The organism is Sorangium sp. So ce448, assembly GCF_051520915.1.
Taxonomy (GTDB): domain Bacteria; phylum Myxococcota_A; class Polyangia; order Polyangiales; family Polyangiaceae; genus Sorangium; species Sorangium cellulosum_B.
In genome coordinates, this window is the sequence record NZ_CP150343.1 from 6,217,408 (window position 1) to 6,231,089 (window position 13,682).

The 13,682-nt window shown below is 67.5% G+C and carries 13 protein-coding genes; 4 read left to right on the forward strand and 9 right to left on the reverse strand.

The features are described from left to right. Positions 1 to 50 precede the first annotated feature (50 nt). The gene (locus tag WMF45_RS23405; RefSeq protein WP_437719069.1) at positions 51 to 587 is read right to left on the reverse strand and encodes a hypothetical protein; all 537 of its coding nucleotides are present in this window, start codon (positions 585 to 587) and stop codon (positions 51 to 53) included. Between the two features lie 129 nt (positions 588 to 716). Here WMF45_RS23405 and WMF45_RS23410 point away from each other — a divergent pair, with 129 nt between their 5' ends. From WMF45_RS23410 to tnpC (WMF45_RS23420), 3 genes are all read left to right on the forward strand, one after another. After that, on the forward strand, positions 717 to 1,130 hold the full coding sequence (locus WMF45_RS23410; protein WP_129572567.1) for a helix-turn-helix domain-containing protein: 414 nt from the start codon (positions 717 to 719) through the stop codon (positions 1,128 to 1,130). Further along, a complete protein-coding gene (gene tnpB / locus WMF45_RS23415) occupies positions 1,127 to 1,471 on the forward strand; it encodes an IS66 family insertion sequence element accessory protein TnpB (protein ID WP_165373740.1) in 345 nt (114 codons plus the stop codon). Before WMF45_RS23410 ends, tnpB (WMF45_RS23415) begins: the two co-directional genes overlap by 4 nt. A gap of 256 nt (positions 1,472 to 1,727) precedes the next feature. Beyond that, positions 1,728 to 3,770, forward strand: coding sequence for an IS66 family transposase (gene tnpC, locus WMF45_RS23420; RefSeq protein ID WP_437709634.1), 2,043 nt, complete (start codon positions 1,728 to 1,730; stop codon positions 3,768 to 3,770). Between the two features lie 881 nt (positions 3,771 to 4,651). Here the strand turns inward: tnpC (WMF45_RS23420) and tnpC (WMF45_RS23425) are convergent. From tnpC (WMF45_RS23425) to tnpA (WMF45_RS23450), 6 genes are all read right to left on the reverse strand, one after another. Beyond that, positions 4,652 to 6,334 carry an IS66 family transposase gene (gene tnpC, locus WMF45_RS23425; RefSeq protein WP_437709625.1) on the reverse strand — a complete coding sequence of 561 codons (1,683 nt, stop codon included), beginning with the start codon at positions 6,332 to 6,334 and terminating at the stop codon, positions 4,652 to 4,654. A 42-nt stretch (positions 6,335 to 6,376) separates the two neighbouring features. After that, complete coding sequence (gene tnpB, locus WMF45_RS23430; RefSeq protein ID WP_437709627.1) at positions 6,377 to 6,748, reverse strand: IS66 family insertion sequence element accessory protein TnpB; 372 nt, start codon at positions 6,746 to 6,748, stop codon at positions 6,377 to 6,379. 447 nt (positions 6,749 to 7,195) lie between these two features. Then, positions 7,196 to 8,878 carry an IS66 family transposase gene (gene tnpC, locus WMF45_RS23435; protein WP_437709625.1) on the reverse strand — a complete coding sequence of 561 codons (1,683 nt, stop codon included), beginning with the start codon at positions 8,876 to 8,878 and terminating at the stop codon, positions 7,196 to 7,198. 42 nt (positions 8,879 to 8,920) lie between these two features. After that, positions 8,921 to 9,292 (reverse strand): IS66 family insertion sequence element accessory protein TnpB, encoded by a 372-nt coding sequence (gene tnpB / locus WMF45_RS23440; protein WP_437709627.1) that lies wholly within the window; start codon positions 9,290 to 9,292, stop codon positions 8,921 to 8,923. Beyond that, entirely contained in the window at positions 9,289 to 9,630 is a 342-nt protein-coding gene (gene tnpA, locus WMF45_RS23445) for an IS66 family insertion sequence element accessory protein TnpA (RefSeq protein WP_437709629.1), read from the reverse strand. Before tnpA (WMF45_RS23445) ends, tnpB (WMF45_RS23440) begins: the two co-directional genes overlap by 4 nt. Next, positions 9,594 to 9,959: an IS66 family insertion sequence element accessory protein TnpA gene (tnpA, locus tag WMF45_RS23450; RefSeq protein ID WP_437719570.1), complete on the reverse strand. Its 366-nt coding sequence runs from the start codon at positions 9,957 to 9,959 to the stop codon at positions 9,594 to 9,596. The genes tnpA (WMF45_RS23445) and tnpA (WMF45_RS23450) overlap by 37 nt, the downstream gene beginning before the upstream one ends. A 49-nt stretch (positions 9,960 to 10,008) precedes the next feature. On the opposite strand from tnpA (WMF45_RS23450), the gene WMF45_RS23455 reads away from it, so the two are divergent. Then, entirely contained in the window at positions 10,009 to 10,608 is a 600-nt protein-coding gene (locus WMF45_RS23455) for a hypothetical protein (protein WP_437719070.1), read from the forward strand. On the opposite strand, the gene WMF45_RS23460 is transcribed toward WMF45_RS23455, so the two are convergent. Both WMF45_RS23460 and WMF45_RS23465 read right to left on the reverse strand, forming a co-directional pair. Further along, positions 10,605 to 11,423, reverse strand: coding sequence for a HugZ family protein (locus tag WMF45_RS23460; protein ID WP_437719071.1), 819 nt, complete (start codon positions 11,421 to 11,423; stop codon positions 10,605 to 10,607). The genes WMF45_RS23455 and WMF45_RS23460 overlap by 4 nt on opposite strands. Before the next feature lie 582 nt (positions 11,424 to 12,005). Continuing rightward, positions 12,006 to 13,682 (reverse strand): DUF262 domain-containing protein, encoded by a 1,677-nt coding sequence (locus tag WMF45_RS23465; protein WP_437719072.1) that lies wholly within the window; start codon positions 13,680 to 13,682, stop codon positions 12,006 to 12,008.

The window sequence follows — 13,682 nt, forward strand, 5'->3', positions numbered from 1 at the left end:
GGCGACGGATCTCCTCCCGGAGCGGCGTCGCCGTCAGGATCGCGCTCGGGTCAGCGGCGGATCGGCTCGGCGAGCCAGCGGACCAGCGCATCGGTGTCGAGATCGAGCAAGGCGTCCTCGACCTCGCCCGGCCCCATCGCCTGTGCGCGCTCGACGATCGAGCGCTCCTCCTCGGCGGTCGGCTGGCGCCCGACTCGCCGCGCGAAGAGGCGGCCGAGGAGCTCGGCGATGGCCTTCTGCGCCCCGGCCTGCGCCCCCGCCCGCGCGGCCTCCTGCGCGGCCACCTTGGCGCCCTCCTGTTCGGCCTCGGCGAGCATTTCTTCGATGATCGGTATGGTCCGGAGCAGCTTCTTCTCCGTCTCCCTGTCCTCCATCAGCATGACGAGCTCCTTCCGCAAGTTGTGCCCCCAGGGGTCGATGGCGGCCATGACCAGGAGCGCTGTGTATAGCTCGATCCGTTCCTCGACGGTCGCCGCCCGCGCGGAGATCTCCGCGACGACCTCACGCATCGCGGCGGCGGTGGCGTCCCTGGTAAGCGGGGCGAACACGAGCCAGAACACGCTGCCTCGCGCCCGGAGCTCGGCCATCGTGCGCTGGTAGACCGCGTCGACACGTAGCCGCTCCGCAGACCGCGTCTTTCCCCTGGCCAGATTCGGTTACACGCTACGCGACGCCAGATGAGGGCCGTGCCCTCGCCGAGCGAAGAGGAGCGAGCGATGCCAGGAAGCAGGGAGCTGGTACAGCTGCGTGCAGAGCTGTCGAGGTATCGAGAGCAGAAGAGCCGTGGGAAATTCCCGAGCGAGCTGCGGGAGCGAGCCGAGGCCTACGCCAAGGCGCGCTCCCGCTCGGGGGCAACACCGACCGAGATCGCCACGGAGCTCGGTGTCCACAAGATGACTGCCGACCGATGGGTGGCTGACGGTGAGCGCGCAGACGAGGGGGCGTCGCCAAGAGCCCCCAAGGCGGCTCAGCAGATTCCGTTCCTACCCGTCGTGGTGCGCCCCGAGCGCCGCGAGGCGCCGCCTTTGCGGCTCAACGTCGCGTTTGCCGACGGGACGCGGATGCAGGTATGTGGGATAGGCGCGCGCGAGCTCGTGGAAGCGCTCGAAGCGTTGCGGAGGGGACGGTGACCCCCGCGACGATAGCCGTCTATCTGGCGGTCGGTCCAGTGGACTTGCGTGGTGCGTTCGACCGGCTCGCCGCGATCACCCGGCAAGTGCTGTGCCTGGACCCGGCCAGCGGCGCGCTGTTCTTGTTCCTCAACAGGAGGCGTAACCGGCTCAAAGCCCTTTGGTGGGATCGCAATGGATACACGATCTTGTATAAGCGTCTCTCGAAGGGTGCATTTGCTCTGCCTTCGTTCACCGAGGCCGACGGCAGGTGTATCGAGCTGTCAGCACAGGACTTCGCGCAGCTGCTCGCCGGTCTGCCTGTAGAAGAGCTGGCAAGCCGCCGCCGGCTGGTCCACTGAGGCGTCTGCGCCGGCGCTCGTTCACCGCGCTGCCGGCGCCAGCGCGGCCCGATGGCGGCCGGCGCAGCCGGATGCGGAGATGGAGCAGGGCGCGCGCTGCATCGCGCCCGAAGACCTCGCGAGCGCGCGCCGCCGATGGCGCACCATGGCGGTCCTGCATTCCCGCCTTCGACGAGAAATTCTCATCGAAAACAGCGAATTTTCTCTGCATAAGGTACTTGTCAAGAGCAAGCGCAGGGGGCATCCATGGCGCGCCTTGACCTCGACGACACGCCCCGGTGAGACCGCGCTGCCGCAGTCGACGGAGGCAGAGCGCCTTGACGGCGCGGCGCTCGTGCTCGGCTATCTCCAGGCCAGGGGACAAGGACAGGGGAGCCCCGCCGGCCCCGCGTCGGTGGTCGACGCGCTGCTCCGGCGGGTGCAGGAGCTCGAGGCGAGGCTGGCCGAGCTCTCGACGGCGGAGCAGCAGGCCCAAGAGCTCGCTCGCACCGTCGCGTCGCTCAAGGCGTACAATCAACAGCTGCAGGAGACGATTCGGACCCTGGAGATCGGATTCCGGCGCCACGTCTCCGAGCAGGTCTCGCCTGACCAGCTGCGGCTTTCGCTGGCCGGAGAGCCAGATGCCTGTCCGGCTCCGACTTCGTCGCAGGCCGAGAGCGTCGACGCCGCGCCCGAAGTGGACCCGGGCGAGGCCAGCGGCCCGCCGCCGGGCTCTGCGAGCCCACCGGAGCACTCGGGGACGGCAGAATCCTCCTCCGGCTCCGATCCCGGAGGTGGCAAGCCAGTCAAGCGCCACGAGCACGGGCGCCGCCGCATCGGTGTCATTCCGAGGGTGATCATCGAGTCGCTGCCGCAGGAGGTGCTGCTCAAAGGCCTCGAGCGCTTCGAGCGTGTGGGCGCCGAAGACAGCTCGAGCATCGGCTACCGGCGTGGCGGCCTCCTCGAGCTCGTCACGCGTCGCCTCAAGTACGTGGCCAAGGCGGAGGCGCCGGCGGCGAGCAGCGCAGCTGAAGAGGCGCCGGCTCCTTCGCCAGCCGCCGGGCCGGCCTTGAATCACGAGCGCGGCGAGCCGCTCGTCGTGCGGGAGCACGAGCTCCTGGGGATCCCCGCGGACACGTCCTTCAAGCAAAGCCCCTTCGTCGACGGCGTCCTTGTACGCTACACGCCCGAGTCGGACGCTGCGGAGGACAGCGGACCGGTGAAGATCGCGTCGCTGCCGGAGCGCCCGATCGACAGGTGCCTTGCCGATCCGAGCCTCTTGGCCCACCTGTTCGTCCACAAGCTCGACTACCACACGCCCTACTACCGGCAAGAGGTGGAGTCGGATCGCCACGGCTTCCGCATCGGCCGCGGCAACATGACCCGCTGGCAGTACGATTGTGGTGGCATCGCGATGCGCATCGCCGATGCTATCTGGAGCGACGCGCTCTCGAGGTCGTGGTTCGCCATGGATGCGACGGGCACCGCCATCCGGGCCAAGGACAAGCACCGCTATGGGCATGTCTTCGTCCTGGTCGCGCCGGGCGATGGGGTGCTGTTCCGCTATACGCCGACGTACGACGGGCCCACCGTCGCGAAGCTCTTCGGCGGCTACCAGGGGACGCTCGTCGCCGATGCCTCGGCCAACCACAACGTGCTGTTCGGGCCGGGCAAGGCGCGTGAGGCCGGCTGCTGGAGCCATGCACGAAGGCGCTTCTTCAAGGCGTTCAAGGCCGGGGCGGGCAAGGAGGCGGCGTTCGCGCTCCAGACCCTCCAGGCGCTCTTCCGCGTCGAGGAGGAATGCGCCCTGTGCAGCCCGGACGAGCGCCTCGAGATCCGGCAGCGCAAGTCCGCACCGCTGATTGAGAAGCTCTTCGCCTGGGTCGAGGCGCAGCGGCAGGTCGTCCCGGAGCATTCGCCGTTGCGCGAAGGGCTGGTCTATCTGCACAACCAGAGGGAGGCGCTCTGCGAGTTCCTCTCCAACGGGGAGATCCCCATCCACAACAATGCCTCCGAGAGGGCACTGCGCCGCGTCGTCAAGGGACGGCGCAACTGGCTCTTCCACGGCAGCGACGAGCACGCTGTCCGGTCTTGTGCCATCTCGTCGCTCATCGCGACCTGCCAGATGCACGGGCTCGACCCCGAGCTCTACTTGCAGGAGATCCTGACCGTGGCTCCGAGCTATCCGCTCAGTCGCATCCTCGACCTGAGTCCCAAGAACTGGGTCGCGACGCGACAACGCCTCATCGCCGAGGGGCGGCTCAAGTACCTGGACCTGGCTCGGATCACCGGCTCGCGGCTCGCCTTCCGCGACCGCTGATCGCGCCGCGTCGCCCGCTTCCGTCGCGCCCACAGCGCTCGTCGCGTCCGGAGCGGCCGAGACCGGCGCGCGTCCTTTCCGCGCCGAGGTGCGTCGGCTCGTCGAGCCGGTGCTGTCGTCGCTTCGCCCGGCCGCCGTCGAGCTCGTCCTGGCGGGGCCCCTTCGGGTCGCATCGCTTCGGCGCTGCTTGTCCGCGTCTCGCGTCGGCCGCCGTCCGCTCACCTCCTCTGCGGACGGCTGGGCGGCGCTCTTGCGGCGCCGCACGCCGGCGGCCTCCGTCGCTCCCGAGCGCTCCTGCTGCCCGGCCGCGCGACGCGGGCGCCCGGTCGCGCGGCCGGGGGCGTCCTCGCGGCCTGGCCACGCGACGTGCGGCGCAGACAGCTTCAGCACCGCCGTCGTCAGGCTCGGCACTTCGACGCCTGCGTCCCCGCTCCGTCGCTCCGTCATCGCACCGCGACTCTACGCACGGGGCCGCCTTCCACAAGCACGCTTCGGAACGCGCTCTGCGGAGCGGCTACGTCGGTATGCGTTCTGTAGACCCCATCCTCGCGTGGTGCGCGCCGTCGCCGTAGATTCGCGGCGCGATGCGAGAGCAAGAGCGGCCTGCGAGGAAGGGTGGCTGGACCCAGCAGCGAGCGGAGGAAGCGGCGGTCGACGCCGAGGTCGCCGCCCGCGTGCACGTCGCCCGCAAGCGCGCCGCGGCGAAGCCACGTGCCACCGATGCCTCGGCCGAGTCGTCGACAAGGCGCCGGAAGCCACGCGTCGACCGCGCGAGCATCGACGAGGCGTCGCCAGCGCGCCAAAGCCGGCGAGCGGCGCGCCCGGCGGGCGGCAAGGTGGCGTCCGTGCCCGCCACATCGGACGGCGACGCTGAGCTGCGATCAGCTGGGCGCCGCGGCCGGCGCCCGGGGCCACGGACTGGCCGCGAGCCGCTGCCGAGCGTCGGCGTTCTCGAGGGTCTGCTTCCAGGACTTGGGAGCGAGCTCGATGATCCGCTCAGGCGGCCAGGTGGGCAGCAGGATCAGCACGTCGCGCAAGTAGGCCCAGGGCTCGATACCGTGCAGCGCACAGGAGGCGATGAGCGACACGATGGTGGCGTTCCACTCGGCACCGTCCTTGCTGCCCACGAAGATCCAGTTCTTCCTGCCCACGGCCTCACGGCGGAGCTCAAGCTCGCTCCGGTTGTTGTCCAGGCGGAGCCGACCATCCTCGAGGAAGCGATTGAGCGCGGTCCATTGGTTGAGCGCATAGCCGATGGCGCCAGCGATGGGGCTCCTCGGCAGGACGAGCAGGTCCTCTGTCTCAAGCCACACGCGGAAGGCCACGAGCACGGGCTCGGCATCCGTTCGGCGCTGCTCGGTTCGACGGCTCGGAGGCAGCTCCTTCGTCGCCTTGTCGATCGCGTAGAGCTTGCGAATGAAGCCGATGGCTACCGTCGCGCGCTCCCGGTCGGAGGTCATCGCCTCGAAGAACTTCCGCCGGCAATGCGCCCAGCAACCGACCTCGGTCACCTGCTCGGTGCGGAAGAGCTGCTCGTAGACATTCGAGGCGTCGGCCTGGACATAGCCCTTGTAGCCGCGAAGGAACTCCTTCGGGCCATCCTGGTTGTGGTGCGGCGTGAATCGGAACAGGACGTGCTCTCGGTCCGCCACCAAGACCCAGAAGTGGCCCCGCCGGCACTTGTCCTTTGCTTGCACGAGCACGCCGGTGGCATCGATGGCGATACAGTGCGCGTTCAGGGCGTCCTTGGCCATCGCCCCGACAAGGATCGCGAGCTTGTTGGCGCACGATTCGACCCAGCCGCACAGCGTCGAGCGCGAGAGGTGAAGGCCCCAGCGCTCGAACATCTTCTCCAGCCGGTGAAGCGGCAAGTGATCCGCGTACTTGCTCACCAGCACGTGCGCGAGCAAACCCGGACCGGCGAGGCTGCGCGGAACAGGGCTGTCGGGGACGTCGGCGATCGTGATGCCTTGCTCGGGCTCACCTTTGACCGCGAACTTCGGCCTCACGATCTGCAGCCGCACGAAGCTCGCGGGCCGCCACTCGAGCGTCTCCGATACCTCCTCGCCGATGCGGACAAGCGCGGTTGCGCGCTCGTCCTGCGCCTCCGGCGGCAACAGCTCGATCCGCTCGACCGGCAGATGCTCGGGCAGGCGTTGCCGCCCGTGCGGGCGGGCTTGACGCCCCTTGTCCCCGCTTCCGGAGGAGCCGTTCGGCGCCGCGCCATCGCGCCCGTCTGGCGAGCCGGTCGCGCCCGCGTCCGGCTGCGCACCGGCGCCCGCGAGCATCTGCAAGATCGCGTCGAAGGCGAGCTGCATCTGCGCTGGGTCGACGTGCTCGGCCTTCTGGCCGAAGATGTGCCGGCGAAACCGCTCCAGCTCGATGCTGGCGAGCTCGTAGAGCTTGCGGTACTCGTCCCGCTCGTGGGCAGCGCGTGCGAGCTTGTCCTTGAGCTCGCGAATCTGCTCTTCGACCGGCTTGCTCACGGCGCTGTAAGTACTCGTGAGCTCCTGCTTTTTGAAGGGGCTTGTTGAGGAAAATTTCCGCCGCTCGATGCAATGCAACCGTGGGTGCTACCCGGGAGCGTGCGAAGCTGTCAGGTGGGATCAGAGCGCCGGAGGCGATGCGGTCTCGGCGAACGGGACCGCTCTCCGCAACTTCGAAGGCGCAAGGGCGATGCCTTCAAGGATCTTCGCGAGCTCGGCGGCGTCGATGATGACGCTCGTGGCTCCCGGAGTGACGGCACGCGGGGCTCGGAATGCCCCGCGCTCAAGCCTTTTGTAAAGTAGACAGTACCCGCTGCGGTCCCACCAAAGGGCCTTGCAGCGGTCGGCCGCCCGGTTGAAAAAGAGGAACAGGGCTCCGGAGAGCGGGTCCTGTCGCAGCACCTCGCGCACGACGGCAGCGAGACCATCGAACGAGCGCCGCAGATCGAGCGGCTCGGTGGCAACGTAGATCGAGACGCGGCCAGGGATCATCGCGCCCCCCCGAGCGCACGAACAACGCGCGCCAGCGTAACCTCGTCGAACGACGGCGGGACGCGGACGACCGCGCCGTCGGGCAGGAGTATGCGTTCTGTAGACCCCATCCTCGCGTGGTGCGCGCCGTCGCCGTAGATTCGCGGCGCGATGCGAGAGCAAGAGCGGCCTGCGAGGAAGGGTGGCTGGACCCAGCAGCGAGCGGAGGAAGCGGCGGTCGACGCCGAGGTCGCCGCCCGCGTGCACGTCGCCCGCAAGCGCGCCGCGGCGAAGCCACGTGCCACCGATGCCTCGGCCGAGTCGTCGACAAGGCGCCGGAAGCCACGCGTCGACCGCGCGAGCATCGACGAGGCGTCGCCAGCGCGCCAAAGCCGGCGAGCGGCGCGCCCGGCGGGCGGCAAGGTGGCGTCCGTGCCCGCCACATCGGACGGCGACGCTGAGCTGCGATCAGCTGGGCGCCGCGGCCGGCGCCCGGGGCCACGGACTGGCCGCGAGCCGCTGCCGAGCGTCGGCGTTCTCGAGGGTCTGCTTCCAGGACTTGGGAGCGAGCTCGATGATCCGCTCAGGCGGCCAGGTGGGCAGCAGGATCAGCACGTCGCGCAAGTAGGCCCAGGGCTCGATACCGTGCAGCGCACAGGAGGCGATGAGCGACACGATGGTGGCGTTCCACTCGGCACCGTCCTTGCTGCCCACGAAGATCCAGTTCTTCCTGCCCACGGCCTCACGGCGGAGCTCAAGCTCGCTCCGGTTGTTGTCCAGGCGGAGCCGACCATCCTCGAGGAAGCGATTGAGCGCGGTCCATTGGTTGAGCGCATAGCCGATGGCGCCAGCGATGGGGCTCCTCGGCAGGACGAGCAGGTCCTCTGTCTCAAGCCACACGCGGAAGGCCACGAGCACGGGCTCGGCATCCGTTCGGCGCTGCTCGGTTCGACGGCTCGGAGGCAGCTCCTTCGTCGCCTTGTCGATCGCGTAGAGCTTGCGAATGAAGCCGATGGCTACCGTCGCGCGCTCCCGGTCGGAGGTCATCGCCTCGAAGAACTTCCGCCGGCAATGCGCCCAGCAACCGACCTCGGTCACCTGCTCGGTGCGGAAGAGCTGCTCGTAGACATTCGAGGCGTCGGCCTGGACATAGCCCTTGTAGCCGCGAAGGAACTCCTTCGGGCCATCCTGGTTGTGGTGCGGCGTGAATCGGAACAGGACGTGCTCTCGGTCCGCCACCAAGACCCAGAAGTGGCCCCGCCGGCACTTGTCCTTTGCTTGCACGAGCACGCCGGTGGCATCGATGGCGATACAGTGCGCGTTCAGGGCGTCCTTGGCCATCGCCCCGACAAGGATCGCGAGCTTGTTGGCGCACGATTCGACCCAGCCGCACAGCGTCGAGCGCGAGAGGTGAAGGCCCCAGCGCTCGAACATCTTCTCCAGCCGGTGAAGCGGCAAGTGATCCGCGTACTTGCTCACCAGCACGTGCGCGAGCAAACCCGGACCGGCGAGGCTGCGCGGAACAGGGCTGTCGGGGACGTCGGCGATCGTGATGCCTTGCTCGGGCTCACCTTTGACCGCGAACTTCGGCCTCACGATCTGCAGCCGCACGAAGCTCGCGGGCCGCCACTCGAGCGTCTCCGATACCTCCTCGCCGATGCGGACAAGCGCGGTTGCGCGCTCGTCCTGCGCCTCCGGCGGCAACAGCTCGATCCGCTCGACCGGCAGATGCTCGGGCAGGCGTTGCCGCCCGTGCGGGCGGGCTTGACGCCCCTTGTCCCCGCTTCCGGAGGAGCCGTTCGGCGCCGCGCCATCGCGCCCGTCTGGCGAGCCGGTCGCGCCCGCGTCCGGCTGCGCACCGGCGCCCGCGAGCATCTGCAAGATCGCGTCGAAGGCGAGCTGCATCTGCGCTGGGTCGACGTGCTCGGCCTTCTGGCCGAAGATGTGCCGGCGAAACCGCTCCAGCTCGATGCTGGCGAGCTCGTAGAGCTTGCGGTACTCGTCCCGCTCGTGGGCAGCGCGTGCGAGCTTGTCCTTGAGCTCGCGAATCTGCTCTTCGACCGGCTTGCTCACGGCGCTGTAAGTACTCGTGAGCTCCTGCTTTTTGAAGGGGCTTGTTGAGGAAAATTTCCGCCGCTCGATGCAATGCAACCGTGGGTGCTACCCGGGAGCGTGCGAAGCTGTCAGGTGGGATCAGAGCGCCGGAGGCGATGCGGTCTCGGCGAACGGGACCGCTCTCCGCAACTTCGAAGGCGCAAGGGCGATGCCTTCAAGGATCTTCGCGAGCTCGGCGGCGTCGATGATGACGCTCGTGGCTCCCGGAGTGACGGCACGCGGGGCTCGGAATGCCCCGCGCTCAAGCCTTTTGTAAAGTAGACAGTACCCGCTGCGGTCCCACCAAAGGGCCTTGCAGCGGTCGGCCGCCCGGTTGAAAAAGAGGAACAGGGCTCCGGAGAGCGGGTCCTGTCGCAGCACCTCGCGCACGACGGCAGCGAGACCATCGAACGAGCGCCGCAGATCGAGCGGCTCGGTGGCAACGTAGATCGAGACGCGGCCAGGGATCATCGCGCCCCCCCGAGCGCACGAACAACGCGCGCCAGCGTAACCTCGTCGAACGACGGCGGGACGCGGACGACCGCGCCGTCGGGCAGGACGACCTCAAGCGGTGCGCCCGAGGAGAGCGCCGTCGCCTCCGGGGAGGCTACCACCACCGGGAGGAATGAAGGCAGCTTCGCCGCGTCTGGGCGCTGCCGGCACTCGCTCCGCTTCATCCCCAGTCGGCGGCTCCAGGAGTAGAGCGTCCCGGCGTTGACGCCCTCCTGCTCCGCGAACACGCGGGCTGAGTGCCCGCTCTTGTGCCAGCGCGTCACTCGATCGCGCCAGGTGCTTCTGCTTTCGTCCATCGACACCTCCGGCGCAGGGTTTTACGCAGCGTTTGGGCCTCAGGACAGCATGCAGGTCGCCGAACGGATACGGGCAGGACGACCTCAAGCGGTGCGCCCGAGGAGAGCGCCGTCGCCTCCGGGGAGGCTACCACCACCGGGAGGAATGAAGGCAGCTTCGCCGCGTCTGGGCGCTGCCGGCACTCGCTCCGCTTCATCCCCAGTCGGCGGCTCCAGGAGTAGAGCGTCCCGGCGTTGACGCCCTCCTGCTCCGCGAACACGCGGGCTGAGTGCCCGCTCTTGTGCCAGCGCGTCACTCGATCGCGCCAGGTGCTTCTGCTTTCGTCCATCGACACCTCCGGCGCAGGGTTTTACGCAGCGTTTGGGCCTCAGGACAGCATGCAGGTCGCCGAACGGATACGCTACGTCGACACGAAAGTGCGTGCCGCTGAACCGCCGCCCCCGCCAGGACGTACGGCGCTTCCCTGTCGCGGGCAGACGCCGCCTGCGACCCGAGAGGACCACGGCGACGCTCTCGATCGGCGGCACCGGCGCCCCGGGAGCCTCGCGCCGGAGCGCGGAGAAGAGGAAGCCGAGGTACTCGAACATCTGGTCGGGCACGTCGTCGCGCAACGCGAAGCAGAACTCGACATGCAGCACGCGCAGCTCGGCGCCGACGCGCAGGCGCAGCGCCTTGTCGAGGCGTCGCTCGAGCTTCGTGACCTGGGTGTCGATCCAGCCGAGTACCTCGACCGACCTGTCCTCGGGGACAAAGACGCACGCCAGATCGTCAGGAAACCGTCGGGCGATGTGGCGCAACGTGATGTCGGCGTCTCCCATGCGGCGCGATCTCGGCAGATCGCGTGCCATGGGCCGGAGCGGCGGAATCAGCGTCGTCTTGGCAGAGAGGAGCGCGCTTCGGGGCTGGCGCCGCCATGGCGGACGGCGGCCTCACCCGCGCCGGCTGCGGCAGGGCGCGCCCGCGCGGCGCGCCGCTAGGCGGTATGGCCGCGCGCCTCGCGGACCAGCGCCACCATCGCCTTCCGCACCTCGTCGGTCGTCGAGACCGGCGCGTCGAACGGGAGGCGCGTCGCCTTCGGCCCCGCCGGCGTGATGACGTCGAGCTCGAAGCCGTAACGATCGACCGACGTCATCGTGGCGCCGGTGGCGTCCTTGATGCCGGCGAGGACCTTGGCGTACGCGAGGACGGCATCGGCGTGATCGGTGTTCATGTGCTCGAGGATGCCCGCGGCGTCGGCCGCGAGCGGATCCGGCTCGGCGGCCGCGTACGCGTCGGCCTCGACCCAGGACATGCGGCCGAAGCCGCCGACGTAGCGGATCGACACCGGGTCGAGCCGGTAGAAAGAAAAGTCCGTGAAATCGACGTAGTACGACGCACGCGGGTGCGTCGCGAGGAAGCTCGTCCGGGCGGCGGCCGCCTCCGCGCCTTCGAGGGGGCGGCACGGGCCGATCAGGGTCATCCGGCCGAGCGCGAGCGGGTCGGCCAGGCGCTCGGCGGGCTCGGCGAGGAGCAGCGACGCCTCGGCGCGGACCTTGAGGTTGCCTGTGTGCTCGGCGAGCGCCGAGAGCAGCAGCAGCGGGCGCCCGTGCGCGTCCACGGTGACGGCGACGAGCGAGCCGTACGGATAGCCGGCGGGATCCCGCGCCAGCGTGCACAGCGTGGCGGCGCGGGCCCGCTGCGCCAGCGTGCGGCAGCGCTCGGCGTGGCTCGGCGCCTTCGCGCCCTGGAGAGGCGGGTCCGCCGCCGGATCCGGACCGGCGCCGGGGCGGCCGTGGTCTGTGCTCGTCGACATGAAAGGGCGGGTAGCACGCCGGGAGGGCCGGAGGAACCGGGGTGGAGCGTACCTCACGCCTGCCCGACGGACTCAACCGCAACGCGCGGTCCCGCGGCCTGAGCCGTGCGCAGCAAAGAAAACATGACGTCCGCAACGTAGCCCCTGCGCGCCCGGATGCCAAATGACAACTCGGCTGCTTGGGCCTGAGTACAAATTTCGACACTGCTCATATTAGTTAAGCGAGAGCAGCAACCGACAAGCTCAATGAACCCGTCACGCATACTCAAACATTCTCACCCCAACGATTGGGAGCTCAGCCCTCCGGCGGCTCTTCGCGACTTAGCCATCCTCGCGCCGCGAGGGATTCACGCTGCCATCTAAAACAATGGCAGCCTCACACAAACAACAATCGCTCATCACAAGTAACACACAAACATTATTCGTCGATTCACTCTCGCACATCTCTATCAAAGCAAAGCAAAGCACAGCTCGCTCGCAGCACACAAATCCGTATTCCCAATACAGAGCACCACAAAGCGCCTAGACCACCTCAGCCAACCGAACAGCGACGCAGTGATACTTAAGATAATGCAATCGCGTTTACCCGATTTGAGCCCACGAAAGCCCCAGATTCTCCACGAACGAGCGTTCAACCCCCAGCAGGCGGTCGCGTCGGATGATAAGCAAATCCTCCAGGGACCCAGTGTCGTTCGCCTCTACGCCGAGTCGTTCTAGCAATTCGCGATCACCAGGTTCCGGGTTCTCACCGCGATCGCGGCGCCTGAGTGCATCTCGGATTTGCGACACGCTCTGCTCCGGAGTTACGATAGTGAGATGCCAGAACCGCGACCGCTTCCCACGAGGCAGGAGAAGTTGCATAGATTCGACGCCCTTCGTCAACGCTTGATGAGCAGGACCATCCAGTCGCCAGGCATCTTGAATACGAGCCATTGATAGGGCGCATGCCTTGGAGCGGGCGGTGCGAAAATCAAAACCATCCAATGGGCGCACTTGACGGGAGACATCGCGCTCCATCCTGGTCCACGGTTTCCCGCCGAGCATATCGCTCAAGGCACTAAGGCTTCGATCGACTACAGCCGAATTCACCCCGGCAAATACCTCTCCATAGGTGGTGAGCCAGAACCACCGCTCTGCTGCGGGAGCGAACGCTTCATCAAATGAGGAGGGCGCCTCATGCGCGCTGGCCCGCCCGAGGTGCACGGCTAGAGTGATCAACTGCCAGGTGTACGGAAGCGACTCGGGACCCAGCACCCCGCAGCGACGAAGGAGCTGCGTTGCCCCAGCAACTGCCTGAAAGGCGCGCTCGATCAATCCTCGGTCCTTTCGAAGGCGATCGGCCAATTCGGCAACCTCAATCTGCGCGGGGTTCTTCTTCTCATCAATCCCGGCAGCGACACGAAGCACGTCGGTGTCGGACACACCGGTCCAGCCGATTGGGGCCAGGTACTCAGCGCGTGCTTCGGCGAACTGCTGCTGCGGATCGTGCCTCTCATCAAATGCCAGGGCTGCAACCATGTGGAAGTCGCTCATCGGCGTGCCGCTGGAATTAATCCGCTTAAAACTTTCTGTCGCCTCTTTGAGCGAATCTGCAGCGAGAACAGCCACCGGCATGGAGTACTCGCGCAATCGATCACGAAGACGGTCTGCTTCTAGACTCTGCTCTTCATTGAGACGCTGCGGATCGGCCATTAACCCACCCCGAATCCAACGATTCAATGTTGTTCGATCCAAAACAATGTTGAGGGGCACCTGGGTCGGCTTCGGTTGTTGGTCCGACTTGAGCAGCACAAAGCGCTCGCGGCTATTGTCAGATTTATCCTCAGCATCTAAATCAAATACCCATCGCTCCGCGGCACCTGCCGGCTCGTCGCTATCGGGCGGCGCCGTGCCAACCTGCGCCCCCTCGCTCGCGAGATCAGCAACTAACCCAGGTCCGAGTATCTGAACGAGGGTGGAGAGGCGTTGATGCCCGTCTAGCAAGAGCCGTCGCACACCGCGAGGATCCTGCAGTCGCGGCACCCGGAATCCACCAACGACGTCGTGCGTCGGAATCGCCGTAGTAGTGGACCAGAGCAGAATCGTCCCCACCGGAAAGCCACGGTAAAGGCTATCCAACAAATCACCGCGCTGCTCGGGTCGCCATGTTGTCAGGGTCCCTGGGCGTTGAAAGCGTGGGATCCGGATGTCGCCCCGCATCACCTCTTTGACGATCTGGTGAAGAGCCTGGATGTACGGTTGACGCTCATAGAACGGCAC

Coding starts and splice junctions, on each gene's coding strand:
- WMF45_RS23460 (WP_437719071.1), bottom strand. CDS start 11,423: ATGTCGACGAGCACAGACCACGGCCGCCCCGGCGCCGGTCCGGATCCG.
- WMF45_RS23455 (WP_437719070.1), top strand. CDS start 10,009: ATGCAGGTCGCCGAACGGATACGCTACGTCGACACGAAAGTGCGTGCC.
- tnpB (WP_437709627.1), bottom strand. CDS start 9,292: ATGATCCCTGGCCGCGTCTCGATCTACGTTGCCACCGAGCCGCTCGAT.
- tnpA (WP_437709629.1), bottom strand. CDS start 9,630: ATGGACGAAAGCAGAAGCACCTGGCGCGATCGAGTGACGCGCTGGCAC.
- WMF45_RS23410 (WP_129572567.1), top strand. CDS start 717: ATGCCAGGAAGCAGGGAGCTGGTACAGCTGCGTGCAGAGCTGTCGAGG.
- tnpA (WP_437719570.1), bottom strand. CDS start 9,959: ATGGACGAAAGCAGAAGCACCTGGCGCGATCGAGTGACGCGCTGGCAC.
- tnpB (WP_437709627.1), bottom strand. CDS start 6,748: ATGATCCCTGGCCGCGTCTCGATCTACGTTGCCACCGAGCCGCTCGAT.
- WMF45_RS23405 (WP_437719069.1), bottom strand. CDS start 587: ATGGCCGAGCTCCGGGCGCGAGGCAGCGTGTTCTGGCTCGTGTTCGCC.